Raw genomic sequence first — 25,182 nt, 5'->3', positions numbered from 1 at the left:
CGAGGAATCGGAGAACGGCATCTTGTTCGGTCAGGCCAGCGGGCAACCGGCGCTTGTAGTGTTCATGGCTGAAGCTTCCCTGAAGAAGATGACCCCCGCAAGGCCATGCCGCCTGCGTCGCGCGCCGCTTTCAGGCCCTGGCCACTGGCCCGCACGTAGCGGCGCTGCAGCGCCTCGATGCGCGGCGCCAGTGCGTCGGGGTCGCTCATGCGCTCGCGGTAGCGCTTGAGCACCAGCGCGGCCATGTCGATCAGCTTGGCGTTCAGCGTCTGCGTGCCTTGCTCCAGCAGCAGTTGCACCCCGGCCTGCGGGTCGCCGCGCATCGCATGGCGCATCGCGGTCTCGGAGATGGCGAAGACGCGGGCGTTGGCGTCGCGCAGCAATTGCGCGCTCGGTTCGTGGCCCTCGGCCATGCTGGCCAGCACCTCGGTCGCCGACTTGGAGCTGCAGAAGCGCATGCCCAGCCGCGAGACCAGGGTCTCCATCTCGGGCAGCTCGATGTCCTGCCTCGCCAGCCGGACCCACAGCGCGATCAGCAGGCTGGCGGACTCCAGGTCGAAGTCCTCGGCATCGACCTGCTTCGCGAACGTGCGCGCGAGCAGCAAGCCATCCGCCAGCCGGCGTTCCATCAGCAAGCGCAGGCCGTTCAGCAGCAGGTCGAAACGCCGGAGGCGCTGGTCGCGCGGCGCGCGCTCCATGCCTTGCATCAGCGCATCGCCGGCGTACTTCATGCCCTTGCTGTCCTTGGTGTCGAAACGCATCAGCGCGATGAGGGCCAGGCTGTGCCAGTCGAACAGCTTCGAGCGCAGGCCCTGCGACAGGGCGCGCTCCAGCATCTTCAGCGCCTCGACCCGTTCGCCCGCATAGAAGGCCAGCGTGCCGCAATGCTGCAGGCGCAGCAGGCAACCGGGCGTCAGCGTCGCCGCGGTGCGATAGGTCGCCAGGGCCGCGCCGATCTCGCCTTGCTCCATCTGCACGCGGCCCATCAGGTCGTAGCTGTCCGCCTGGTCCGGCATGTCGCCGATCAGCGTCTCCAGCGTGCGTCGCGCGGCGCTCAGGTTGCCGCTCGCTACCTCGGTCCGGGCCACGCCCAGGCGTGCCCACGGGACGGCGCGGGCGGCGATGATGGCTTCGTAGAGCTCGCGGGCCTGGGCATGCCGCTCCAGGCGCAGCAGCAGTTCGGCGCCGATGCGGGCGGCGTAGAGCCAGTAGGTCGCGCGCTGTTGGAAGCGGTCCAGGCAGAGATCCGCGGCGCGATCGAATTCCTTCGCGTCGATCGCGTCGAAGATCGCCTTCAGCTCCTGCTTGCGGTGCCGCGCGCTGGCCAGTCGGTCAGCCAACGAGGCGCTGGTATAGGGCTTGACCAGGTAGGCGTCGAGCGCGGCCTCGGCCGCCTCGGCGACCTTCGCGTACGAGGCCTCGCCGGTCACCATCACGAAGACGGTGGAGTAGGGCAGCAGCTGCTCGCGCCGCAACTCGTCGAGCAGGTCCTGGCCGGACAGCTCGGAGCCGTCGAAGTAGTAGTCGCACAGGACGATGTCGTAGGGCTGCGTCTCCAGGATCACGCGGGCGTCGCGCACGCGGGTGGCCTGGCGCACATGCCCGACGCCGAGCTCGCGGAGCTGCATCGTCATCAGGCTGCGGGAGGTCGCGTTGCTGTCGATCACCAGCGCCTGCGTGTTCGCGAGCGGGCTGGCGAGGGTCATCGTCCTGACTCCGCGGCCTCGCGTCGCATGGCGCTCAAGACATGGCGCGCGGCGCGCGCGGGAGTGTGAGATATCCGAAGGTCCGGCGATTCCCGGAAACCTCGACTGCTGAAGTGAATGTCGTCAACCACGTCGCGGATTGTCCGCTTCGCGGCGAGGCGCGACGCCTCGGGTTTGCGTGGGTGGCGCCGGCGTTTTTTGCAGTCGTGGCGCGGGCTTGCGCGCCGCAGTTGCCGACCCGCTTGAAGAGGGCGCAGGGACGTCGGTCGCGCCCCGGCACGGCCGCCGCGCCCGCGGTGCCTCGGGCACGGCGGGCGGTGAGGCCGATTACTTGAACAGGTCCTTGACCCGATCGGTCCAGCTCTTGGCGTTGGGCGAGTGCCGCTCGCCGCCGTCGCGCAGGCTCTTGTCCAGCTCCTTGAGCAGCTTGCGCTGGTGCTCGGTGAGCTTGACCGGCGTCTCGATGCTGATGTGGCAGTAGAGGTCGCCCGGGTAGCTGGAGCGCACGCCCTTGATGCCCTTGCCGCGCAGGCGGAAGGTCTTGCCGTGCTGCGTGCCCTCGGGCAGCTCGATCTCGGCCTTGCCGCCGAGTGTCGGCACCTCGATGTTGCCGCCCAGTGCCGCCGTGGTCATGGACACCGGCATCGTGCAATGCAGATCGTCGCCGTCGCGCTCGAAGATGTCGTGCTGCTTGATGCGGATCTCGATGTAGAGATCGCCCGACGGACCGCCGTTGACGCCCGGCTCGCCGTTGCCGGCGGAACGGATGCGCATGCCTTCGTTGATGCCGGCCGGGATCTTGACTTCCAGCGTCTTGGTCTTCTTGATCTTGCCGGCGCCGTTGCAGGTGGTGCAGGGCTCCGGAATGATCTTGCCGGTGCCGTGGCAATGCGGGCAGGTCTGCTGGATGCTGAAGAAGCCCTGGCGCATGTGGACCGTGCCGGTGCCGCCGCAGGAGCCGCAACTCTTGGCGCTGGTGCCGGGCTTGGCGCCGCTGCCGTGGCAGGTTTCGCAGCCTTCCCAGGACGGGATGCGGATCTGCGTTTCCTTGCCGCGCGCCGCTTCCTCCAGCGAGATCTCCATCGCGTAGCTGAGGTCGCTGCCGCGGTAGACCTGCTGGCCACCGCCGGCACGGCGTCCGCCGCCGCCTTGCTGGCCGAAGATGTCGCCGAAGATGTCGCCGAAGGCCTCGGCGAAGCCGCCGAAGCCCTCCGTGCCCGGACCGCCGCGGAAGCCCTGGTTCGGATCCACGCCCGCGTGGCCGTACTGGTCGTACGCCGCGCGCTTCTGCCCGTCGGACAACATCTCGTAGGCCTCCTTGGCCTCCTTGAACTTGTCCTCCGCTTCTTTGGCGCCGTCGCCCTGATTGCGGTCAGGGTGGTACTTCATCGCAAGCTTGCGATACGCCTTCTTGATGTCTTCTTCGCTGGCGTTCTTGGCGACGCCCAGGACTTCGTAATAGTCACGCTTTGCCATGGATCTTCCTGGAGGGGCGGGGCCGGGGCGCGATGGCCCGCCGGCAAACCTTCAAATCTTGAAACCAAAACGCCGCGCGAGGCTTGCGGGCCTCGCGCGGCGGCTGTCATTGGACAGCAATTGCCGGTCGCGATGCCGACGACGAGGCCGGCACGCGTGGCTTACTTGGTGTCCTTGACTTCCTTGAACTCGGCATCGACGACGTTGTCGTCGGCCGGCTTCGAGGAGGCCTGCGACGCGCCCGGCTGCTGAGCCTCCGCGCCCGGACCACCCGCCGCGCCGGCGGCACCGGCGGCGCCGGCGGCGGCCTGCGACTCGGCGTACACCTTCTCGCCCAGCTTCTGGCTGGCGGTCATCAGCGCTTCGGTCTTGGCTTCGAGCTCGGCCTTGTCGTCGCCCTTGATGGCTTCTTCCAGGTCCTTGATCGCGGCCTCGATCTTTTCCTTCTCGCCGGCGTCCAGCTTGTCGCCGTGCTCGCCCAGCGACTTCTGCACCGAGTGCACCAGGCCGTCGGCCTGATTCTTGGCCTGCACCAGCTCGACCTTCTTCTTGTCGTCGGCGGCGTTGGCCTCGGCGTCCTTCACCATCTTCTCGATCTCGGCCTCGGACAGGCCGGAGTTCGCCTTGATGGTGATCTTGTTTTCCTTGCCGGTGCCCTTGTCCTTGGCGCCCACGTGCAGGATGCCGTTGGCGTCGATGTCGAAGCTCACCTCGATCTGCGGCGTGCCGCGCGGTGCCGGCGGGATGCCTTCCAGGTTGAACTCGCCCAGGCTCTTGTTGGCCTGCGCCATCTCGCGTTCGCCCTGGTACACCTTGATCGTCACCGCGGGCTGGCTGTCCTCGGCGGTCGAGAACGTCTGGCTGAACTTGGTCGGGATGGTCGTGTTCTTCTTGATCATCTTCGTCATCACGCCGCCCAGGGTCTCGATGCCCAGGGACAGCGGGGTGACGTCCAGCAGCAGCACGTCGGTGCGTTCGCCGCCCAGGACCTGGCCCTGGATCGCCGCGCCCACGGCCACGGCCTCGTCGGGGTTGACGTCCTTGCGGGGATCCTTGCCGAAGAACTCCTTGACCTTCTCCTGCACCTTGGGCATGCGCGACATGCCGCCGACCAGGATCACGTCGTCGATCTCGCTGACCGACACGCCGGCGTCCTTGATCGCGGTGCGGCAGGGGGCCATCGTGCGTTCGATCAGTTCGTCCACCAGCGACTCCAGCTTGGCGCGGGTCAGCTTGATGTTCAGATGCTTCGGGCCGGTGGCGTCGGCCGTGATGTACGGCAGGTTGACGTCGGTCTGGCTGCTGTTGGACAGCTCGATCTTGGCCTTCTCGGCGGCTTCCTTCAGGCGCTGCAGGGCCAGCACGTCCTTGGTCAGGTCGACGCCCTGTTCCTTTTTGAACTCGCCGATGATGTAGTCGATGATGCGCTGGTCGAAGTCCTCGCCGCCCAGGAAGGTGTCGCCGTTGGTCGACAGCACTTCGAACTGCTTCTCGCCGTCGACGTCGGCGATCTCGATGATCGAGATGTCGAACGTGCCGCCGCCCAGGTCGAACACCGCGATCTTGCGGTCACCGGCGCCATGCTTGTCCAGGCCGAAGGCCAGGGCCGCGGCGGTGGGCTCGTTGATGATGCGCTTGACGTCCAGGCCGGCGATGCGGCCGGCGTCCTTGGTCGCCTGACGCTGGGCGTCGTTGAAGTAGGCCGGGACGGTGATGACGGCCTCGGTCACTTCCTCGCCGAGGTAGTCCTCGGCGGTCTTCTTCATCTTGCGCAGGACTTCGGCGGACACCTGCGGGGGCGCCATCTTCTTGCCGCGCACTTCCACCCACGCGTCGCCGTTGTCGGCCGCGGCGATGGTGTAGGGCATCAGGTCGATGTCCTTCTGGACTTCCTTCTCCTGGAACTTGCGGCCGATCAGGCGCTTCACCGCGTACAGCGTGTTGCGCGGGTTGGTCACCGCCTGGCGCTTGGCCGAGGCGCCGACCAGGATCTCGCCGTCCTCCTGGTACGCGATGATGGACGGCGTGGTGCGGGCGCCTTCCGCGTTCTCGATGACGCGGGTGGTGTTGCCTTCCATGACCGCGACGCACGAGTTGGTCGTGCCGAGGTCGATGCCGATGATCTTCTTCTTAGCCATGATGGGTGCTCCTGAATTTGGGGATCTGGTGGGATCGGATCGTCACGGCGGGGCTCGGTGGAGGAGCGGCCGGAACGTCGTTCCGCGATGTTTCTGATCTGTGGATAACTCGCCGGGATTCAAGGGTCCGGCGGCTTACTTGGGCGCCGAAACGGTCACCAGGGCCGGTCGCAGCACGCGATCGGAGATCGAGAAGCCCTTCTGCAGGACCGTCACGACGGTGTTGGCGTCCTGGTCGGCCGGGACCATCGAGATGGCCTGGTGCTGATGCGGGTCGAACTTCGTGCCGGTGGCCGGATTGATCTCCAGCACCTTGTTGCGCTCCAGCGCGGCGGACAACTGGCGCAGCGTGGCGTGCACGCCTTCCAGCACCTGCTCCACGCTGGCATCCGGGCGGGCGATCGCGGCGCTCAGGCTGTCCATCACCGGCAGCATCGCTTCCGCGAAACCCTCGACCGCGAACTTGCGGGCCTTGGACACATCTTCCTCGCCGCGGCGGCGGATGTTCTCCGCCTCGGCCTTGGCGCGCAGGTATGCGTCGGACATCTCGGCCAGGCGGGTCTCGGTCTCGGCCAGCTTGGCCTCCAGGGACTGCGGCACGGAAGCGGCGGCCGCGGCGGCGGCTTGCGCAGTCAGTTCGTCCAGCGTCGGATCAGGATGTTGGTTGTCAGTCGTCATGGTTGGAATGCCCCAATGCGGATTGCCCGGGCCTCTCTGTGGGGAGGGTGGACCGCCCAGGTGAAGGCGGCCTCGCTTCGGGCGATCCGCCGCATCTGGGGCTCATGTCCGGAAGTTCAAGAGGGAGATTTTCGCATCCCCGCGCGGGCAAGCCGGGGGCCTGCTAGCCCGGCGGCGAACAGCGCACCGATCGTCAATCGATGCTGGCGCTCCACCGGTCCCAGTCGGCCAGGCGGCGGCGGTCCTGCTTGGTCGGGCGGCCTTGTTCGATGGTGCTGGCGGGTTCGGGGGCGAGGCGGCGGGCCTCGGCGGCGCGCTCGCGGGCGGCGATGCTGTCGGCCGTTTCCTCGTACAGCGCCTGCGCCTCGGGCGCCGGGCCGCGGACGTTGCTCAGGCCGGCGACGCGCACCTCGCGGTCCACCTGGCCCTGGCGCAGCCGGATCATGTCGCCGACGCGGACTTCCCGCGATGCCTTGGCCGCCTGGCCGTTGACGGTCACGCGGCCCTTGCCGATCTCCTCGACGGCGAGGGCGCGTGTCTTGAAGAACCGCGCGGCCCAGAGCCACTTGTCCAGGCGCGGACCGTCGGGGCCGGGGGAGGTGCGGGAAGCGTGCGAAGACATCGGCGTGAATTGTCCTATGGTGATGCGGTGGGTCGGGGCCCGAGTCGGCGGGGTGTGGCGCGATCGCCGCGCCCAGGCGCCACCAGGCACCGCGTCATCACCGTGTCGCGGGCTCGTCCGGCGATGCTGCCGCCGGCAAGCGCACGACGGCATCCAGCCCCTGGATGACCCCATCCCGCTCGCGGTTGTCCAGCGCCAGCGTGCCGCCGAGCGAGGCGACGATCTCCCGGCAGATCGCCAGCCCCAGGCCGGACTCGCCGCCGGGTCCCGCCGCGAACGGCTGGCCCAGCCGCGGCCGCAGCGCCTGCGCGATGCCGGGGCCGCTGTCGCCGATGCGCAGCTCGACGGCGCCGTCGCGGTGGGACAGGGCGACGTCCAGACGCCCGCCGCGCGGGCTGTGGCGCAGCGCGTTGTGCAGCAGGTTGCGCACCAGCTCACGCAGCGCCCAGGCATGGCCGCGCACCGGCGCCGGCTCGGCGGCCAGGTCGAAGTCCAGGTCCGCATCGGCGATCAGCGGCGCCAGGTCCAGGCCCACTTCGCGCACCGTGTCGGCCAGGTCCAGGCGCGGCGGATCGCCCTGCTGGCGGAGTTGCTCCACCTTGGCCAGCGCCAGCATCTGGTTGGCCAGCTCGGTGGCGCCGTCCACCGTCTGCCCGATCTCGGCGATGGCCTGCGCCAAGGGCAGGTCGCCGCGCCGGGCCGATTGCACCTGCGCCTTGAGCACCGCCAGCGGCGTGCGCAGTTGATGCGACGCGTCGCGCACGAAGCGCTTCTGGTGGGCCAGCAGTCCGGCCTGGCGGTTCCAGGCCTCGTTGATCGCGATGACCAGCGGCGCCAGCTCGGCGGGCGCCTGCGGCAGCGGGATGGGGCTGATGTCGTCGTCGCCCCGCGCGGCGATCGCGCGGCTGAGCTCGCGCACCGGGCGCGTCGCCAGCAGCACCACGCCCCAGACCACGATCGCGATCACCGCCAGCAGCGCGGCCTGCCGCCACAGCGTGGAGACCAGCACCTGCCGCGCCAGCGTGCCGCGCAGCTCCAGCGTCTCGGCCACCTGGATCGTCGCCACGCCCATGCCGGCCAGCCCGGCCACCGGCTGCTTCAGCACGGCGACCCGGACCGGCTCGCCCTGATAGACGTCGTCGTAGAAGTCGACCAGCGCGGCATAGGCGCCGCGATCAGGCAGCCGGCCGCGCCAGGCGGGGAAGTCCTCGAAGCCCGACACCCACTCGCCCTGGAAGCCGGTGACGCGGTAGAACATGCGGCTGCGGTTGTCCGCCTCGAAGGCCTCCAGCGCCGCGTAGGGCACCTCGCTGATCAACTTCGGCGCTTCGCGCGTGCCCGTGACGTCCAGTTGCTCGCCGATGGACTTGGCCGACGCCAGCAGCGTGCGGTCGTAGGCCGTGTCGATCGCGCGCAGCGCGTCGCCGTACAGCCGGTGCGCGTTGGCGGCGATCAGCAGGCCGACCGGCACCAGGATGCCCAGCAGCAGCCGGCTGCGCATCGAGGCCAGCCGGCGGCGCGGCTGGGCGGGGTCCTTCGCGGGGGCGGTCACTCAGTCCGGCGCCTTCAGCAGGTAGCCCAGGCCGCGCAGTGTCACCAGGCGCGCGCTGTCGGCGGGCAGGCGGCGGCGCAGCCGGTAGGCCACCACCTCCACCGCGTCCGGCTGCACGTCGACGGTGTCGGCGAAGACCAGGTCGGTCAGCCGCTCCTTGGCCACCGCCTGGCCCGGCCGCGCCAGCAGCGCGCGCAGCAGGGCGGCCTCGCGCGGCGGCAAATCCAGCGGCAGGCCCAGGTGGTAGATGGCGCCGCTGTCGGCGTCGACGCGCAGGCCGCAGAAGGCCTCGGTGTCCGCCGTCGCGCCGGTCGCCGCGGGCGCGCCCCGGCTGCGCCGCGCCAAGGCGCGCACGCGGGCCTCCAGCTCGTCCAGGTCGAAGGGCTTGGGCAGGTAGTCGTCGGCGCCGATGTTCAGGCCGAGGATGCGATCGCCGACGGTGCCGCGCGCGGTCAGGATGATCACCGGCGTGACCAGCCGCTCGGCGCGCGCGGCGGAGAGCAGCTCCAGCCCGTCCATGTCGGGCAGCGACAGGTCCAGCAGGACCACGTCCGGCGGATGCGCGCGCCAGCGCTCCAGGGCCAGCCGGCCCTCGACGCACCCGTGCACGTGGATGCCGCGCCGCTCGAAGGAGCGGGCGACGGTGGTCTGCAGGGCCTGGTTGTCCTCGACGAAGAGCAGTTTCATCGCCGGCCCGCCGTCGGGATCGCTGGTGAGGTGAACATCGCGGCAGTGTCCGGCAGCCACGATGGGCGCGGGGCTTCGGGTGAACCCTGAGCTTCCCGACAGCCGATTGACAGCGAGCGCGTGCAGCATCCCGCCCACAACGAAGACCGGCCAACAGACCACGGTCCGGTCATGAGACCACCAGGAGACAACATGAGACGAGACCAGTTCCTCAAGTCGGCGGCCGCCATGGCCGCGTTCGGCGCCTTCGGCGCGCTGCCGCTGAACGCGCGTGCCGCTGTCGCGGCCCTCAAGATCCTCGTGCCCGCCAACCCGGGCGGCGGCTGGGACATGACCGGCCGGGCGCTGGGCAAGGCGCTGCAGGACGCCGGCGCCGCGAGCGCGGTGACCTTCGAGAACAAGGGCGGCGCCGCCGGCGCCATCGGCCTGGCGCAGTTCGTCAACGCCAGCAAGGGCGACCCGAACGCCATGATGGTGATGGGCGCCGTGATGCTGGGCGGCCTGATCACCAGCAAGCAGCCGGTCACTCTGACGCAGGCCACGCCGATCGCGCGCCTGACCAGCGAATACAACGTCTTCGTGCTGCCGGCCGAGTCGCCCTTCAAGACGATGAAGGACGTGGTGGACGCGCTCAAGAAGGACCCGGGGTCGGTGAAGTGGGGCGGTGGCTCGCGCGGCTCCACCGAGCACGTGGCCGCGGCGATGTTGGCGCACGAGGTCGGCGTCGACGCGACCAAGGTCAACTACGTGGCCTTCCGGGGCGGCGGCGAGGCGGTGGCGGCGATCCTGGGCGGCAACGTCAGCATCGGCGGCAGCGGCTACAGCGAGTTCCAGCCCTACATCGAGAGCGGCAAGATGCGCCCGATCGCGGTGACCGCGCCGCAGCGCCTGCCGGGCCTGAACATCCCGACGATGAAGGAGCTCGGCTACAACGTCGAGATCGGCAACTGGCGCGGTGTCTACGCGCCCCCCGGCATCACGCCGGCGCAGCGCCAGGCGTTGATCGACATGGTCGTCAAGGCGACCCAGTCCAAGGCCTGGGCCGAGGCGCTGGCCAAGAACGGCTGGACGCCCGCGGTGCTTGCCGGCAAGGAGTTCGAGGACTTCGTCGAGCGCGAGTTCGCCTCGCTGCGCGACATCATGCACAAGTCCGGCATGGTCTGAGACCCGGAGCCGCCATGTCCCACCCGACCTCCCCGGGCGCCGTCGGCGCCTCCGGCGACGCTGTCGCGTCCGCCGATTCCGTCGCGCCCGCCATGCCGAGCGCCTTTCATCAGACCTTCGTGGGCATCGGCGCGATCGTCGTCGGCCTCGTGATGGCCGTGGGCGCCACGGCGATCCCGGCCGAGGCCGGTTACTCGGGCGTGGGCCCGAACGCGTTGCCCTGGGGCGTGGCCGCCGTGCTGACGTTGTGCGGCGCCTGGCTGGTGTGGGAGGCGCGCACCGGCGGCTTCCGGCAGATGGAGCCGCCGTCCGGCGCGGCGCGGGCGGACTGGCTGTCCGCGGCGTGGGTCGTGGGGGCGGTGGTGGCCAACGCGGCGCTGATCACGACGATCGGCTTCGTGCTGGCGTGCACGCTGTGCTTCGTGCTGGCGGTACGCGGCCTGCGGCGTGCCGAGGGCAAGGCCAATGGTGGCGGCCGCCAGATCATGCTGGACGCATTGACCGGCGTGCTGATCGCCGCGCCGGTGTTCTGGCTGTTCAACAAGCTGCTCGCGCTGAACCTGCCGGCGATCACCGCCGGCGGCTGGATTTGAGGAGGCAGCGATGACCGATCTCTGGACCCATTTGATGGGCGGCTTCGCGACCGCCGGCACGCCGGTGAACCTGATGTGGGCCTTCGTCGGCTGCGCGTTGGGCACCGCCATCGGCGTGCTGCCGGGCCTGGGCCCCGCGGTGACCGTCGCGATGCTGCTGCCGATCACCGCGCAGGTCGATCCGACCGCGTCGATGATCTTCTTCGCGGGCATCTATTACGGCGCGATGTACGGCGGCTCGACCACGTCCATCCTGCTCAACACCCCCGGCGAGACCGGCACCATGGTGACCGCGCTGGAGGGCTTCAAGATGGCCCGCCACGGCCGCGCCGGCGCGGCGCTGGCGACGGCGGCGATCGGCTCCTTCGTGGCCGGCACGGTGGCCACCGCGCTGGTGACGCTGTTCGCGCCGGTGCTGGCGGACTTCGCCGTCACGCTCGGCCCGCCGGAGTACTTCTGCCTGATGCTGCTCGCCTTCACGACGGTGAGCGCGGTGCTGGGCCAGAGCACGCTGCGCGGGCTGACCGCGCTGTTCATCGGCCTGGCGATGGGGCTGGTGGGCATGGACCAGATCACCGGCCAGATCCGCTATACCGCCGGCGTGCCCGAGTTCATGGACGGCATCGAGACGGTGCTGGTGGCGGTGGGCCTGTTCGCCGTCGGCGAGACGCTGTACGTGGCGCTGTATGAAGGCCGCAGCCAGTTGCAGATCAACACGATGGGTCGCGTCCACATGACGCGCCGTGACTGGCGTCGCTCGGTCCCAGCGTGGCTGCGAGGCACGGCGCTGGGTTTCCCGTTCGGGGTGATCCCGGCGGGCGGCACGGAGATCCCGACCTTCCTCAGCTACGCGACGGAGCGCAAGCTCTCCAAGCACAAGGAGGAGTTCGGCACGACCGGCGCCATCGAGGGCGTCGCCGGACCGGAGGCCGCCAACAACGCGGCCGTCACCGGCACGCTGGTGCCGCTGCTGACGCTGGGCATCCCGACCTCGGTGACGGCGGCCATCCTGCTGTCGGCGCTGCAGAACTACGGCATCCAGGCCGGGCCGCAGCTGTTCCAGACCTCCTCCACGCTGGTGTGGGCGCTGATCGCGTCGCTGTACATCGGCAACGTGATGCTGCTGGTGCTCAACCTGCCGATGGTCGGCCTGTGGGTGAAGCTGCTTCAGATTCCGCGCGCGCCGTTGTACGCGGGCATCCTGATCTTCGCGACGGTGGGCGTCTATGGCATGCGGCAGAGCGCCTTCGACCTCTACGTGATGCTCGCCATCGGTGCGCTGGGCGTGGTCATGCGGCGCTTCGACTTCCCGACCGCGCCAGTCGTCGTCGGCATGATCCTCGGACCGCTCGCCGAAGCACACCTGCGCAACGGCGTCGCCATCGGCGGAGGGAGCTGGGGCGTGTTCCTCGAGCGCCCGATGTCCGCGGGGCTGCTGGTCATCGTCGTGGCCGTGCTGCTGCTGCCCCGAGGCCTGAAGTGGTGGGGCGCGCGTCAGGCGCGCAAGGCCGCGGTGCCGGTGACGGCGGGCTGATCGTCCTCCCCCTCCCGCCGGGAGGGGGCTCGAGTGCACGAGCGCGGAGCGGGACGGCCGGGGCCGCCGGCGGAGGGCCCGCGGAGGCGCCAACTCGTCCCACTCACCTTCGGCTCGTCGGACTCAAACAGACGGCGCCAGTCAGTGCTTGAGGCACGCTCCGCGTGCCCGCGGACCCTCCGCCGGCGACCCCGGCCATCCCGCTCCTCGATACGCTCGCTGTCAGCATCGACAGGGCTCGAATGTCGTCTCTGCCGGTGTCGGGTGTGGTGTGGTGGGGGTTAGCGGGAGGCGCCGCTCATCTGTGCCGCCTCGCGTTGACGGGCCAGGGCCGTCGCATCGGGTGTCGTGGTCGTCGGCCAGCCTTGCAGGTGCTGCTCGGCGACGGCCGCCAGCGCGCGGATATGGGCCGGCCGGTCATTCAGGCAGGGGATGTAGCTGAAGCGTTGACCACCGGCGTGCAGGAAGGCCTCGCGCGCCTCCATGTCGATCTCTTCCAGCGTCTCGATGCAGTCGGCCGAGAAGCCAGGACAGACCAGGTCGACCGATTTCAATCCGCCCTCGGCCAGCGTCCGCAACGTCGGCTCGGTGTAGGGCTCCAGCCAGCGCGCCTTGCCGAAGCGGCTCTGGAACGTCACCTTGTATTGAGCCTCGGACAGCCGTAGCGCCTCCGCGAGCAGCCGTCCCGTCTTCAGGCATTCGCAGTGGTACGGGTCGCCCAGCGTCAGCGTCCGGGCGGGCATGCCGTGGAAGCTCATCACCAGCAGGTCGCCGCGGCCCTCGCTCTTCCAGTGGGCGCGCACGCTGTCGGCCAGCGCCTCGATGTAGCGCGGGTCGTCGTGGTAGCGGTTGACGAAGCGGAACTCGGGCACGTGGCGGTGGGCCAGCGACCAGCGCGCGACCTCGTCGATGACGCTGGCGGTCGTCGCGCCGGAGTACTGCGGATAGGCCGGCAGCACCAGCACGCGGGTCGCGCCCGCGGCCCGCAGTGCATCGAGCTGCGACGCGATCGACGGGTTGCCGTAGCGCATCGCGTGGCGGACGATCACCCGGTGCCCCTGCTCGCCGAGACGGCCCTGCAGCAGCTTGGCCTGGCGCTCGGTCCAGACCATCAGCGGCGAGCCTTCCTTGGTCCAGATGCTGGCGTACTTCTGCGCCGACTTCGCCGGCCGGGTGCGCAGGATGATGCCGTGCAGGATCGGCCACCAGGCGAGCTTGGGGATCTCGATGACGCGCGGGTCGGACAGGAACTGCGCGAGGTAGCGCCGCACGGCGGACGCGGTGGGCGCGTCGGGCGTGCCGAGGTTGCACAGCAGAACGCCGATGGCGGGCGTGCTGCCGTGGTCGAAGGCGGGTTCGGGGAGGAAGCTCATCCGGCGGACGCCCGGCGAAGGGTCGGGCTAGGGGGAAGGGGAGTGGGTGGAGCGGCGGGCGCTCACAGGCCGCGTTGCAGCAGCAGCGGTGAGCGGTCGGCCTCGGCCAGGTGCAGTACCTCGAAGCGGACGGTCGGCGCCTGCGTCTCGGACGGCGGCCCGCCCAGGCCGATCGCGCCGGCGCCGTGCAACGTGCACGAGCCGCGCCGCAGGCTCAGCGTCTGGCCGCCGGCGCCGAAGCGCACGAAGGTCCCGTTGTAGCTGAGGTCGGTCAGGCTGAAGCTGCTGCCCTGCCAGTCGATGCGGGCGTGCGAGCGGCTGACGCGCACGTCGGTGATGCAGTAGGTCGCTTGCGTGCTGCGGCCCAGCACGACCGGCATCTGGTCGATGTCGAAGACGCGGTCCAGGTCTTGCCAGACGAGGCGGATGCCCTCGGGCGCGGCGCTGCGGACGATTTCGCCGAACTGCGTCGCGGCGGCGTCGCCGCGGCCCTGGTCCAGTACGTAGATGTGGACCGGCTCGGCCCGGCCGCGCACGCTGATGTGGTCCAGGCTGCGGAAGCGCGCCTTCTGCGCGCTGGTCAGGCCCTGCACGACCTCGGCCGTCACCACGGTCTCACCGTCGCCGGCATGGTCCAGCAGGCGAGCGGCGACGTTGACCGCGTCACCGAAGCAGTCGCCATGGATCTCGACCACTTCGCCGCGCGCTAGCGCGATCTGCAGGTGGGTGTAGCGCAGGCGCTCGCTGCGCACCGATGATTTCAGCAGCAGCTCCTGCATCCGCATCGCCGACTTGATGCCGTCACGCGGGTTGTCGAAGGCGGCCATCAGGCCGTCACCCAGCGTCTTGATCAGGTCGCCGCGGTTGTCATCGACGGCCTGGCTGAGCAGCGCGACGGTCTGCGTGACCAGGCCGGACGCTTCCGCGTTGCCCAGCGTCTCGAACAGCGCCGTGCTGCCGCGCAAGTCGGCAAACAGGACGGTGCGCTCGCGGATCTGGGTCATCGGCCTGGCAGGGGGTGAGTTGTGATGGAAGTCTCAGTGTAGCCGTGCGCCCTTGCGACGAAGCTGCTGAAAAGCCCTTGCCTCGGGGGCCTGTCGATGTCGGCGCGACACCGCCGGGCGGTGCTCGCGCAGCCGCCCCGGCGCTCGCGTCCCCAAAAGAAAACCGGCCGACGCCCGAAGGCGCGGCCGGTTGATCTGGCAAGCCCGATGCCCAGCGAGGGCGCCCGGGACCAGGCCATGGGGAGCTTGCAGATTGTCCAGAGACGTGCGCAGCTTGTGGCTCGGGCCGCAACCCGCGTGACGGCTGGCGCCGTCGCCCGCCATGCGGCGGGACGTATCTGGTCAATCAAAGATTGTCCAGATACGTGCGCAGCTTGTCCGACCGGCTCGGGTGCTTCAGCTTGCGGATCGCCTTGGCTTCGATTTGACGGATGCGCTCGCGGGTGACGTCGAACTGCTTGCCGACTTCTTCCAGCGTGTGGTCCGTGCTCATCTCGATGCCGAAACGCATGCGCAGCACCTTGGCCTCGCGCGGGGTCAGGCTGTCCAGGATGTCCTTCACCACCTCGCGCAGACCAGCCTGCATCGCGGCCTCGATCGGCGCGGTGTTGTTGGTGTCCTCGATGAAGTCGCCCAGGTGGCTGTCGTCGTCGTCGCCGATCGGCGTTTCCATGGAGATCGGCTCCTTGGCGATCTTCATGATCTTCCGGATCTTGTCCTCCGGCATCTCCATCTTCTCCGCCAGCGTCGGAGCATCCGGCTCGAAGCCGAACTCCTGCAAATGCTGGCGGGAGATCCGGTTCATCTTGTTGATCGTTTCGATCATATGAACCGGAATACGGATGGTGCGAGCCTGATCCGCGATCGAACGAGTGATGGCCTGACGGATCCACCACGTCGCGTAGGTCGAGAACTTGTAGCCGCGGCGATATTCGAACTTGTCCACCGCCTTCATCAGGCCGATGTTGCCTTCCTGGATCAGGTCCAGGAATTGCAGGCCGCGGTTGGTGTACTTCTTCGCGATCGAGATGACCAGGCGCAGGTTGGCCTCGATCATTTCCTTCTTCGCGTCGCGCGAGGCCTTCTCGCCCTCGTTCATGCGCTTGTTGATGCCCTTGAGGTCATCGAGCGGCACGACGGCCTTGGCCTGGATGTCGATCAGCTTCTGCTGCAGCTCCTGGATGGCGGGCAGGTTGCGCGCCATCACCGTGGTGTAGGACTTGCCCGACGCCACTTCCTTTTCCGCCCATGCCAGGTTCAGCACGTTGGGCGGGAAGGTCTTGATGAAGTGCTCTTGCGGCATGCCGCACTTGTCGACCACGATCTTGCGGATCTCGCGCTCGAAGCGGCGCACGTCGTCCACCTGCGAGCGCAGGATGTCGCACAGCTTCTCGATCGTCTTGACGGTGAAGCGGATCGTCATCAGCTCGGCGCTGATCGCGGACTGGGCCTTGTTGTAGTTGGCCGACTTGTAGCCGTCCTTCTCGAAGGCCTTGCGCATCTTGTCGAAGTTGACGGCCAGCGAGTCGAGCTTGACCAGCGCCGCGTTCTTCAACTCTTCCAGCTTCTTGGTCAGGGCCTTGGAGCCGCCGGCGCCGTCGTCGTCGTCCTCTTCGTCGAACTCGTCGAAGTCTTCCTCGGCGACGTAGTCGTCCGCCTCGTCATCGGACACGAAGCCGTCGACCGACTCGGAGATCTGCATCTCGCCGGCGCGGATCTTCGCGGCGATGGTCAGGATCTCGGCGATCGTCGTGGGCGAGGCGCTGATGGCCAGCATCATCGCCTGCAGGCCGCCTTCGATGCGCTTGGCGATCTCGATCTCGCCCTCGCGGGTCAGCAGCTCGACGGTGCCCATCTCGCGCATGTACATGCGGACCGGGTCGGTGGTGCGGCCGAACTCGGAGTCCACGGTCGACAGCGCCGCCTCGGCGGCTTCTTCCGCTTCTTCCTCGGTCGCCGTCGGCGAGGTGCTGCCCTGGATCAGCAGCGTGGCGGCGTCGGGCGCCTGCTCGTAGACCGCGATGCCCATGTCGTTCAACATGGACACGATGGCCTCGAGGATTTCCTCGTTGATCAGCTTCTCGGGCAGGTGATCGTTGATTTCCTGATGCGTCAGGAAACCACGCGTCTTGCCCATCTTGATGAGGGTCTTGAGCTCCTGGCGGCGCTTGGCGACTTCCTCTTCGGTCAGCGCGGTCTCGTCCAGCCCGAACTCGCGCATCAGCGCGCGCTCCTTGGCGCGGCTGACCTTCATGCGCAGCGGCTTGGCCTTGGGCTTTTCCTCGCCCACTTCCTCGACCTCGGCGGTCTCGACTTCCGCCTCGACCTCGCCTTCGCCCTCGATCTCCGCCTCGACGTCGCCGAAATCCTCTTCCTCTTCCACCGCCTTGGCGGCAGGCTTCTTGGACTCGGTCTCCGCCTTGGGCTTGCGGCCGCGCTTGGGCTTCACGTCATCGGTGGACGCGGCGGCAGCGGTTTTGGTGGTCTTGGCGGCGGCCTTCGCCGGCTTCTTGATGTCTTCGATTTCTGCGGCGGCGGCCTTGGACGCGGTCTTTTTGGCGGTCATGCAGTTCCTCGGGTGGCTCGTGGCTCGTGTATACGGGCGGGGGTGCAATGCAAACGGCCACCTGCGTCGTCAGCGACAGCCATCGTGTCGCGACGAGCCCAGGCGGCTCGAACTCTGGCCTTGGCCTAAATGGGGAGACCCCACCTCGGGTTCAAGGCTTTGCGCGTGAAGGCTAGCGTGAACGTTTGAAGTTGCAGCCCAGGCGGTGAAGTTGGCCACTTATTTGCATGAACCCAGGGTCAGTGGGGGGCCGGGACCGGTTGGCGCTGCCGTCACTCTTGACGCGCGAAAACCCTTGATTATCCGCGAAACTTCGTGTTCGGTCAAAAAGAAAGGTTCAGGCCGCTTCCAGATCGCGTATTTGCTGCAGAAGTGACTGGTATCTGCGCATATCCGGCTGGCTGCTTTGAGCGATCTGAGTCGCCTGCTGTTTCAAGTGTCCGACCCACAACTTGCGCATGACGAGGCGGAACTCATCCTGCACATGATCGTCGGTTGGGGGGGAGGTGATCGGGCCGCCGCAGACCCGCTGGGCCAGCTCCAGTCGGTCCGCTTCCTGCAGGGCGATCTGCAGCACCGCCCAGGGACTGGGGCCGTGGTCGACGAGGAAGCGTTCGAGCCAGGCGATCAGTTGACCATGCTCTCCGGGGAGTTCATGCAGCAACTGCATGTCCTGCTCGCTGATGTGGCGCCAGAGATCGCCGTGCAGCAGCAGCATGCGCACCGCATGGTCCATCGGCGCCGGCGGGGCCTTGCGGGGCATGCCGATGGTCGGATCCTGGTCGCGTTTGCGCCAGTCGCCGCCGCCCCATTTGCCACCCTTGCCCTTGCCCTTGAAGTCGCCACGAGGCTCCCACTTGCGTGGCTGTTGCGCGGCCTGCTGCGCAGGCGCGCCGCCGTCGCCCGCGTGGGCGTCGTGCGGCACGTGGACATCGTCCGCCGAGACGCCGGCCTCGTCGCCGTAGGCGGACGCGGGGATGTCGAAGTAAGGCTCGTCGTGAGGGGCACCGTCGGCCGCGGCCGGGCGGGGCGTCGCCCTCGGCGCGGCGGGGCGCTCGGCGCGAGGGCGCATGCCGGGCGCGGCCGGCGGCTGCGCGTTCGCCCAGAAGGCTTGAAGTTCGGCATCGGGCAGTTGCGCGCGGCGCGCGAGCTCGCCCAGCAACTGCCGCTTCAGCAGCCCGTCCGGCAGCGCCGCCCACAGCGGCTTGGCCACGGACAGCATCTTCGCGCGACCCTCCGGCGTGGCCAGGTCGCATCCGTCGGCGGCCGTCTCCATCAACTGGCGCGACAGCGGCACCGCGTTCTCGACGCAGCGCTCGAAGGCTTCGGCGCCGAGCTCCCGCACATACGAGTCCGGATCGTGCTCGCTGGGCAGGAACAGGAACTTGATGGTGCGCGTCTCGTTGGCGTGGGGCAGGGCGGCCTCGAGCGCGCGCCCCGCCGCGCGGCGTCCGGCGGCGTCACCGTCGAAGCTGAACACCACCGACTCGGTGAAGCGGAACAGCTTCTGCACATGGTCCGCCGTGCAGGCCGTGCCCAGCGTCGCGACCGCGTTGCCGAAGTCGTGCTGCGCCAGCGCGACCACGTCCATGTAGCCCTCGACCACCAGCGCATAACCGCGCCGCCGCATCGCCGGCCGGGCCTCGTAGAGGCCGTAGAGCTCGCGACCCTTGTGGAAGACCGGAGTCTCGGGTGAGTTCAGATACTTCGGCTCGCCCTTGTCCAGCACGCGGCCACCGAAGCCGATCACCTCGCCCTGCACATTGCGGATCGGGAACATGATCCGGTCGCGGAAACGGTCGTAGCGGCGCTGCTCCGCCTCGCTCTTGCCGGGGTCGTCCTGGAGGATGACCAGGCCGGTCTCGACCAGCAGCGGATCGTCGTAGGACGGGAAGGCGCTGGCCAGCGAGCGCCAGCCGTCCGGCGCGAAACCCAGCCCGAACTGCAGCGCGATCTGGCCGGTCAGGCCGCGACCCTTGAGGTAGTCGATCGCGCGCGGATTGCCCTTGAGCTGCTGGCGGTAATGCTGGCCGGCCTTGCCCAGGATCTCGGTCAGCGTCGACTGGCGCTGCTTCTGCGCCTTCTCGCGCTCGCGCTCCTGCGGGCTGCGTTCGTCCTCGGGCACCTGCATGCCGGCCTGCTGGGCCAGGTCGCGCACCGCGTCGATGAAGCCGATGCCCAGGTGCTCCATCAGGAAGCCGACGGCGTTGCCGTGCTGGCCGCAGCCGAAGCAGTGATAGGTCTGGCGCGAGGGGCTGACGGTGAAGCTGGGCGACTTCTCGCCGTGGAAGGGGCACAGGCCCTTGTGATTGATGCCGGCCTTCTTGAGGTCGACGTGGCGGCCCACGATCTCGACGATGTCGACGCGGGTGAGCAGGTCCTGAATAAAGCCGGGCGGGATCACCGCGGCAGTTTACGTGATGGCCCCCGACGGACCCCGGCGCCGCGCCCAGTCCAGCAGCTCGTCCGGCGGCAGTGGATCGCACAGCCCGCTGCCCTGGCCGACGTGGCAGCCGAGCGCCACCAGCGCCTGCGCGTGGGCCGGCGATTCGACGCCCTCGGCCACCAGCGCGCAGCCGAATTGGCCGGCCAGCGCGATCACGCCCTGCACCAGCGCGCGGTCCTGCGGATCGACCAGCATCGTCTGCACGAAGGACCGGTCGATCTTGAGCTGGTCCAGCGGCAGTTGCTTGAGCACCGACAGCGTCGCGTACCCGGTGCCGAAGTCATCCATCGCCAACCGCAGCCCGAGCCGTTTGCAGTCCGCCAGCAGACGCTTGGCCTGCTCGACGTCGTCCAGCGCGCTCGATTCGAGCAGCTCCAGCACCAGCCGGTCCGGCGGCACGTCCGGGTGCCGCGCGAGCAGCGCCGCCAGGCGCGGGCCGAAGGCCGGTGCGGCCAGATGGCGCGGGCTGATGTTGACGCTCAACTCGATGTCCAGGCCGGCCGCGCGCCAGCGGCGCAGCTGGTCCAGGGCCTGTTCCAGGACCCAGTGGCCGAGCTGCGCGGCCATGCCGCTGCGCTCCACCGTCGGCAGGAAGGTGGCTGGCGCCAGCAGCCCGCGCTGCGGGTGGCGCCAGCGCAGCAGCGCTTCCGCGCCCAGCAGCGCGCCGCTGACCAGGTCCAGCTTGGGCTGGTAATACAGGCACAGCTCGCCGGCATCCAGCGCCTGCTGCACGCGCAGGACGGCCTGCGCCTGCGCCTCGCGGTGGCGGCGTTTCTCGACGTCGAAGAACTGCACGCCGTCCCGGCCGCTGCGCTTGACACGGTACAGCGCGTGCGCGGCGTGACGCATCAGCGTCTCGGCCTCGCCGCCGTCCTGCGGGTACAGCGTGGCGCCGACGCTGGCGCTCAGCCGGGGTGCCAGCGTGTCTTCGGCGAACGGCATCAGCCCGCCGGGCACGGTGGGGTCGTCGTCGCCGAGCGTCATCGGCTCCGTGCGCGCGCTGTCCAGGCTGACGTCCACCATCGCGCCGTCCCCCTCGCCATCGAGGTCGATCGGCCGGCGCAACACCTGCACCAGGCGGTCCAGCGCGAGCTGCGCCTCCTCGGCGTTCTGCACGCGCAGCAGCAGGCCGAATTCGTCGCCGCCCAGCCGGGCGACCTCGTCCGACCATTGCGGCGCCTGCCGCAGCGCGGTGCCCAGACGCCGCGCCAGCTCGCGCAGTGCCTGGTCGGCGCGGATGGCGCCGTGGCGGCGATTGAACGCGGCGAAACCGTCCAGGTCCACGCGCGCCACACACAGCATGAAGCCGGGGCCGATCTGTTGGCTGGTCTGCAGCGCGGCCTGCAGGCGGCGCTGGAACTCGTGCTCGTTGGGCAATCCGGTCAGCGCGTCGAAGCGCCCCAGCCGCTCCAGCGCCTGCTGCTGTTGCAGCTCCTGGGTGAGGTCGGTCAGCGCCAGCACGCGGTAGCGCGGCGGGCCCGCGGGTTCCGGGATCGATGACACCGTCAGCCGCAAGGTCTTCGCGTGACCCCCGGCGGCGCGCACCTTCACCAGCCCTTGCCAATGGCCGGCCGGGTCGGCGAGCGTGTCGGCGATGGCCTCGGGGTCGTGGCCGCCACGGCGCAGCTGCGCCTCGTCCATCGGCAGCGCGGTCTGGCCGAGCAGGCGGCGGCGCAGTGCCTCGCCGGCATCGGGCGCGGCGGGCGCGCCCTCGTCGATCACGAGGCCCGCGGGCGCGTCCAGCAGCTCGCCCATCAGCGCCCAGTAGGCCGGGTTGGCGTCGAGCAGCCGGTGCTCCAGATCGGTGATGGCCAGCCCCTCGTGCAGGTGCTGGAACAGCCCGCTGCTCAGGCGCTGGCGTTCCTCCGCGGTGCGGCGCCACTGGATGTCCTGCAGGCTGGCCAGCACGCGGCGGGCGCGGCCGCGCGGGTCGCGACGCACGACCTGGAAGCGCAGCTCGTGCCACAGCCAGGCGCCGTCGTCGTCCTGGAGCCGGATCGGGTGGCGCAGCGTGTCCTGGTCGTCCTCGTGGAGCAGCGCGGGCAGGCGCTCTTCCAGCGTCATGCGGTCGACGGCGTGCACGCGGTCCAGCCAGGCCAGCGGCTCGGCGGGATCCGGCGCGCCCAGGCGCGTCTGCCAGCCCAGCGACGAGGTCAGCGATTCACCGGGAATCCACTGGGCGAGCGCCAGGCCGGCGTCGTCGAGCTTGGCGCGCCACTCGCGGCGCTCGTCCAGGCTGCGCAGCCATTCGGCGCGCGCCAGCAGCGGCAGCGCCGCGGCCACCAGTGCCATCAACCAGCCACCGGGCAGCAGGCGGGCGCCGGCCAGCGAGGCGAGCGCCCAGGTCAGCGCGGCGCCGAGCAGCAGCAGCGCGCCCATCGCCGTGGCCGGCGCGCGCAAGTGGTACAGGCGCAGGCCGGCGGGGTGCTGCAGCAGCGCGCTCAGCGGCAGACCGGCGGCGACGCTGCTGGCGATCAACGCCGCGTCGCGCGCGAGCATGTCGAGCGGCGCGGCGGCGGGCGTGCCCAGCAGCACGAGCCCCACCTGATGCAGCACCGCGGCCGCCAGCGGCAACGCCATCAGCATCGGCACGGCGAAGCGGCGCAGCATGAAGGGCTGGTCCAGCGCCGGCGTCACGCCCAGGCGACGTAGCAGCATCAGCGCCGGCCAGTTCAACCACAGCTGCAGAAGCACGGCGCCGGGCAGGGCCGTCGGCCCGACGAGCCACGCGGCGAGTGCCGCGGCGGCGGTCAGCGCCAAGGCCACGACGGGGCCGGCGCTCCACATCAGCGCCAGGCCCAACGCCGGCAGCGGCCACCAGGCGACGGGGCGCCAGTCCGCCCAGACCGCGCCGATCAGCAGCAGCGCCACGGCGGCGAGCAACAGGAGGCCCGGCAGCGCCGCGGACAGCAGGCGTCGAGGCAGGCTGGGCAGGGCCCAACCGGCGGGGGCGGACAACTCGGATTTCAAGGTGGGATGCGGTGAGCGGAGGCAGGCGGCGGCGGATGCTAGCGCCGCCCGCGGCCGCGGCCGGTCAGCGCTATCCCTGCTGCGCGGGGGAGGCCCCCCGGAATGAGGGAGTTCGCGACGGGGCCGCGCTCCGCCATTCGCCAAGCTGCACCGACTTGCATCAGCACGCGCCGAAATGCAGAAAGCCACCGCGAGGGTGGCTTTCGAGGAGGGGCCGGCGCCAGCGAATGAATCGCGCTAGGCGATACGCACCAGACGGCGCGCGCTGAATGCGAAAGGGCCGGTCGTCGGTCGGATATCGATCAGATGACGAAGTCTTCCAGCTTGGCGCCGCCGGAAATCGCCGCCTTCAGCCACTTGGGCTGCAGGCCGCGACCGCTCCAGGTTTCGCCGGTGGCCTTGTTGCGATATTTCGCGGCCACCTTGGACGCCTTGGTCGCGCCGGTCTTGGCGGCGCGTGTCGACAGGTCCGCCACCGACAGGCCGTATTCCTGCATCAGCGTCTTGACTTTGGCGATCGCGTCGGAGCGCTCGCGCTCCTGGGTTTCCGCGATTTGCTGTTCGAGGGCGGCCCGCTGGGCCAGGAGGTCTTTGAGCGATGCCATTTATGCAATTCCTCGCGTGGTTAAACAGCTCCCCCGAAAGGGATTGCAGCATTATAGGCAGGGATTTGAGATTCTTTGCAAGGGGGTAATTGCCGGTATCGCCCAATCCTCAACGGATTTGGTGGCGATTGACACGAATCACGGATCGCGCCCACTTCCAGGCAGGGGCTTCACTGGCAAACGTGGGTCAGTCGGACGAACAAGTCAAAAAAAAAAACGGCCCGTTGAACGGACCGTCTGTGCGTGGGGTGGATGAAATCAGGCCGCCGGCGGAACATAACCGGCGGGCTGTTCCGCGCCGTCGCCGAAGAAGAACTGTTCCATCTGCCGCGCGAGGTATTGGCGGGCGCGCTGGTCGGCCAGATTCAGGCGGTTTTCGTTGACCAGCATGGTCTGGTGCTTCATCCACGCGGCCCAGGCTTCCTTGGACACGTTCTCATAGATGCGCTTGCCCAGTTCGCCGGGATAGACGGGAAAGTCCATGCCGTCGGCTTCCTTCTTCAGATAAACGCATTGCACGGTGCGAGCCATATCAAACCTCGATGCTCAAAAAAGTGTTGGGGGAGTGTGTGGAACAAAAGAACCCGGGAAGAAGATCGCGCCGATCGCCACGGTGATGGCGCGGGCGGCGGGCTTCAACCCAGTTTCTTGACGAGGACCTGCGAACGCCGATCCCAGTTGTATTTGCGCTTGCGTTCCTCGGGCAACCAGTTCGGGTCGACCGGCTGGAAGCCGCGTTTGATGAACCAATGCATGGTGCGGGTGGTCAGCACGAAGATGCTGCTCAGGCCCATCGCCTTGGCGCGTTGCTCGATGCGCTTGAGGATGCGCTCGCCGTCGCCCTGGCCCTGGACCGCGCTGGACACCGTCAGCGCCGCCATTTCGGCGGTGCGCGCTTCCTGATAGGGATGCAGCGCGGCGCAGCCGAATATCACGCCGTCGTGTTCGATGACGGTATAGGACTCGATGTCGCGTTCGATTTCGCTGCGGTCGCGCTTGACCAGCGTGCCGTCGCGCTCGAACGGTTCGATCAACGCAATCAGGCTGCCGATATCGTCGTGGGTCGCTTCGCGCAGGCTTTCCAGTTTCTCGTCGACCACCATCGTGCCGATGCCGTCATGGGTATAGACCTCCTGCAGCAACGCGCCGTCGACCGAGAACGGCAGGATGTGCGAACGTTCCACGCCGGATTCGCACGCCTTCACGCAGTACTTCAGATAAAAACCGACATCGGTCGGCTGCGTGGGCGGCGGGAGTTTCCCGATCAGGCGTTTCGCGTCGGCCAGCGCGAGTTCGGTATCGATCGCGCTGTCCGGGTCGTCCGGATTCTCGCGAACGCCGTCGACTTCCGTCATGAACAGCAGCTTGTCGGCCTGCAGCGCGATCGCGGTTTCCGTTGCGACGTCTTCCATCATGAGATTGAAGGCGTCGCCGGTGGGTGAGAAACCGAACGGCGACATCAGCACGATCGCGCCGATATCGATGGCGCGCTGGATCGCCGCCGCGTCGACGCGGCGCACGATGCCGCTGTGCTTGAAATCGACGCCGTCGACGATGCCGACCGGCCGCGCCGTCAGGAAATTGCCTGACACCACGCGCACCGTGGAATTGGCCATCGGCGTATTGGGCAGGCCCTGCGAAAACGCCGCCTCGATTTCAAAGCGCAATTGGCCGGCGGCCTCCTGGGCGCAATCGAGGGTGATGCCGTCGGTGATGCGCATGCCGTGGCTGTATTGCGGCTGGTGGCCCTTGGCGGCGAGTTGCTCGTTGACCTGCGGGCGGAAACCGTGGACCAGCACGATCTTGATGCCCATCGCATGCATGATCGCCAGATCCTGGACGAAGCTGTTGAGCTTGCCGGCCGCGATCATTTCCCCTGTCATTCCGACGACGAAAGTTTCACCGCGGTACGCGTGGATATAGGGCGCGACCGCGCGAAACCACGGCACGAAGGTATGGGGGAAAACCAGGCTCATGGGCGCGGATTGTGCAACAGCCTGTCCCCTCAACACAGGCGCGGGGTCACTTGCGGCGCACGGGCGGGTGGCGGAGCATGGCGCCTCCACAA

At 68.9% G+C, this 25,182-nt stretch carries 17 protein-coding genes and 1 pseudogene; 3 read left to right on the top strand and 15 right to left on the bottom strand.

Annotation, left to right across the window (positions count from 1 at the left end):
* Positions 1-62 precede the first annotated feature (62 nt).
* From CDN99_RS01875 to CDN99_RS01845, 7 genes and pseudogenes are all read right to left on the bottom strand, one after another.
* On the bottom strand, positions 63-1,706 hold the full coding sequence (locus CDN99_RS01875; protein ID WP_088382409.1) for a response regulator: 1,644 nt from the start codon (positions 1,704-1,706) through the stop codon (positions 63-65).
* 327 nt (positions 1,707-2,033) lie between these two features.
* Entirely contained in the window at positions 2,034-3,182 is a 1,149-nt protein-coding gene (gene dnaJ / locus CDN99_RS01870; protein WP_088382408.1) for a molecular chaperone DnaJ, read from the bottom strand.
* Between the two features lie 161 nt (positions 3,183-3,343).
* Positions 3,344-5,329 (bottom strand): annotated as a pseudogene (dnaK, locus tag CDN99_RS01865) (molecular chaperone DnaK); the annotation flags it as partial.
* Between the two features lie 126 nt (positions 5,330-5,455).
* On the bottom strand, positions 5,456-5,998 hold the full coding sequence (grpE, locus tag CDN99_RS01860) for a nucleotide exchange factor GrpE (RefSeq protein WP_088382406.1): 543 nt from the start codon (positions 5,996-5,998) through the stop codon (positions 5,456-5,458).
* A gap of 193 nt (positions 5,999-6,191) precedes the next feature.
* Positions 6,192-6,620, bottom strand: coding sequence for an Hsp15 family ribosome-associated heat shock protein (locus CDN99_RS01855; RefSeq protein WP_088382405.1), 429 nt, complete (start codon positions 6,618-6,620; stop codon positions 6,192-6,194).
* A 97-nt stretch (positions 6,621-6,717) separates the two neighbouring features.
* Positions 6,718-8,121, bottom strand: a complete 1,404-nt coding sequence (locus CDN99_RS01850) for a sensor histidine kinase (RefSeq protein WP_088383302.1) — start codon at positions 8,119-8,121, stop codon at positions 6,718-6,720.
* A gap of 51 nt (positions 8,122-8,172) precedes the next feature.
* Complete coding sequence (locus CDN99_RS01845; protein WP_088382404.1) at positions 8,173-8,859, bottom strand: response regulator transcription factor; 687 nt, start codon at positions 8,857-8,859, stop codon at positions 8,173-8,175.
* A 192-nt stretch (positions 8,860-9,051) separates the two neighbouring features.
* On the opposite strand from CDN99_RS01845, the gene CDN99_RS01840 reads away from it, so the two are divergent.
* From CDN99_RS01840 to CDN99_RS01830, 3 genes are read left to right on the top strand one after another with little or no spacing between them, the layout of a single operon-like run.
* The gene (locus CDN99_RS01840; protein WP_088382403.1) at positions 9,052-10,023 is read left to right on the top strand and encodes a Bug family tripartite tricarboxylate transporter substrate binding protein; all 972 of its coding nucleotides are present in this window, start codon (positions 9,052-9,054) and stop codon (positions 10,021-10,023) included.
* A gap of 14 nt (positions 10,024-10,037) precedes the next feature.
* Positions 10,038-10,616: a tripartite tricarboxylate transporter TctB family protein gene (locus CDN99_RS01835; protein ID WP_088382402.1), complete on the top strand. Its 579-nt coding sequence runs from the start codon at positions 10,038-10,040 to the stop codon at positions 10,614-10,616.
* Positions 10,617-10,626: 10 nt separating this feature from the next.
* Positions 10,627-12,150, top strand: coding sequence for a tripartite tricarboxylate transporter permease (locus CDN99_RS01830; RefSeq protein ID WP_088382401.1), 1,524 nt, complete (start codon positions 10,627-10,629; stop codon positions 12,148-12,150).
* Between the two features lie 281 nt (positions 12,151-12,431).
* Here CDN99_RS01830 and hemH read toward each other — a convergent pair whose 3' ends face one another.
* From hemH to argA, 8 genes are all read right to left on the bottom strand, one after another.
* A complete protein-coding gene (gene hemH, locus CDN99_RS01825; RefSeq protein ID WP_088382400.1) occupies positions 12,432-13,523 on the bottom strand; it encodes a ferrochelatase in 1,092 nt (363 codons plus the stop codon).
* A 62-nt stretch (positions 13,524-13,585) separates the two neighbouring features.
* The gene (locus tag CDN99_RS01820) at positions 13,586-14,527 is read right to left on the bottom strand and encodes an adenylate/guanylate cyclase domain-containing protein (protein ID WP_088382399.1); all 942 of its coding nucleotides are present in this window, start codon (positions 14,525-14,527) and stop codon (positions 13,586-13,588) included.
* A gap of 346 nt (positions 14,528-14,873) precedes the next feature.
* A complete protein-coding gene (gene rpoD / locus CDN99_RS01815; RefSeq protein ID WP_088382398.1) occupies positions 14,874-17,093 on the bottom strand; it encodes an RNA polymerase sigma factor RpoD in 2,220 nt (739 codons plus the stop codon).
* 337 nt (positions 17,094-17,430) lie between these two features.
* The gene (dnaG, locus tag CDN99_RS01810; protein ID WP_088382397.1) at positions 17,431-19,497 is read right to left on the bottom strand and encodes a DNA primase; all 2,067 of its coding nucleotides are present in this window, start codon (positions 19,495-19,497) and stop codon (positions 17,431-17,433) included.
* Positions 19,498-19,506: 9 nt separating this feature from the next.
* Positions 19,507-22,497, bottom strand: coding sequence for a putative bifunctional diguanylate cyclase/phosphodiesterase (locus CDN99_RS01805; RefSeq protein ID WP_088382396.1), 2,991 nt, complete (start codon positions 22,495-22,497; stop codon positions 19,507-19,509).
* Positions 22,498-22,811: 314 nt separating this feature from the next.
* Positions 22,812-23,114 carry an H-NS histone family protein gene (locus tag CDN99_RS01800; RefSeq protein WP_088382395.1) on the bottom strand — a complete coding sequence of 101 codons (303 nt, stop codon included), beginning with the start codon at positions 23,112-23,114 and terminating at the stop codon, positions 22,812-22,814.
* Positions 23,115-23,372: 258 nt separating this feature from the next.
* Positions 23,373-23,645, bottom strand: coding sequence for an oxidative damage protection protein (locus CDN99_RS01795; protein WP_088382394.1), 273 nt, complete (start codon positions 23,643-23,645; stop codon positions 23,373-23,375).
* A 104-nt stretch (positions 23,646-23,749) separates the two neighbouring features.
* Positions 23,750-25,090 (bottom strand): amino-acid N-acetyltransferase, encoded by a 1,341-nt coding sequence (gene argA, locus CDN99_RS01790; protein WP_088382393.1) that lies wholly within the window; start codon positions 25,088-25,090, stop codon positions 23,750-23,752.
* Positions 25,091-25,182 lie beyond the last annotated feature (92 nt).

It is taken from the genome of Roseateles aquatilis (assembly GCF_002205645.1).
GTDB classification, from domain to species: domain Bacteria; phylum Pseudomonadota; class Gammaproteobacteria; order Burkholderiales; family Burkholderiaceae_C; genus Roseateles; species Roseateles aquatilis.
Note: the sequence above shows the minus strand (reverse complement) of the source record. Positions and strands in the feature narration are given on the sequence as shown.

Coding starts and splice junctions, on each gene's coding strand:
- argA (WP_088382393.1), bottom strand. CDS start 25,090: ATGAGCCTGGTTTTCCCCCATACCTTCGTGCCGTGGTTTCGCGCGGTC.
- CDN99_RS01840 (WP_088382403.1), top strand. CDS start 9,052: ATGAGACGAGACCAGTTCCTCAAGTCGGCGGCCGCCATGGCCGCGTTC.
- CDN99_RS01845 (WP_088382404.1), bottom strand. CDS start 8,859: ATGAAACTGCTCTTCGTCGAGGACAACCAGGCCCTGCAGACCACCGTC.
- CDN99_RS01820 (WP_088382399.1), bottom strand. CDS start 14,527: ATGACCCAGATCCGCGAGCGCACCGTCCTGTTTGCCGACTTGCGCGGC.
- CDN99_RS01830 (WP_088382401.1), top strand. CDS start 10,627: ATGACCGATCTCTGGACCCATTTGATGGGCGGCTTCGCGACCGCCGGC.
- CDN99_RS01850 (WP_088383302.1), bottom strand. CDS start 8,121: ATGCGCAGCCGGCTGCTGCTGGGCATCCTGGTGCCGGTCGGCCTGCTG.
- rpoD (WP_088382398.1), bottom strand. CDS start 17,093: ATGACCGCCAAAAAGACCGCGTCCAAGGCCGCCGCCGCAGAAATCGAA.
- dnaJ (WP_088382408.1), bottom strand. CDS start 3,182: ATGGCAAAGCGTGACTATTACGAAGTCCTGGGCGTCGCCAAGAACGCC.
- CDN99_RS01795 (WP_088382394.1), bottom strand. CDS start 23,645: ATGGCTCGCACCGTGCAATGCGTTTATCTGAAGAAGGAAGCCGACGGC.
- grpE (WP_088382406.1), bottom strand. CDS start 5,998: ATGACGACTGACAACCAACATCCTGATCCGACGCTGGACGAACTGACT.
- hemH (WP_088382400.1), bottom strand. CDS start 13,523: ATGAGCTTCCTCCCCGAACCCGCCTTCGACCACGGCAGCACGCCCGCC.
- CDN99_RS01855 (WP_088382405.1), bottom strand. CDS start 6,620: ATGTCTTCGCACGCTTCCCGCACCTCCCCCGGCCCCGACGGTCCGCGC.
- CDN99_RS01800 (WP_088382395.1), bottom strand. CDS start 23,114: ATGGCATCGCTCAAAGACCTCCTGGCCCAGCGGGCCGCCCTCGAACAG.
- CDN99_RS01875 (WP_088382409.1), bottom strand. CDS start 1,706: ATGACCCTCGCCAGCCCGCTCGCGAACACGCAGGCGCTGGTGATCGAC.
- CDN99_RS01835 (WP_088382402.1), top strand. CDS start 10,038: ATGTCCCACCCGACCTCCCCGGGCGCCGTCGGCGCCTCCGGCGACGCT.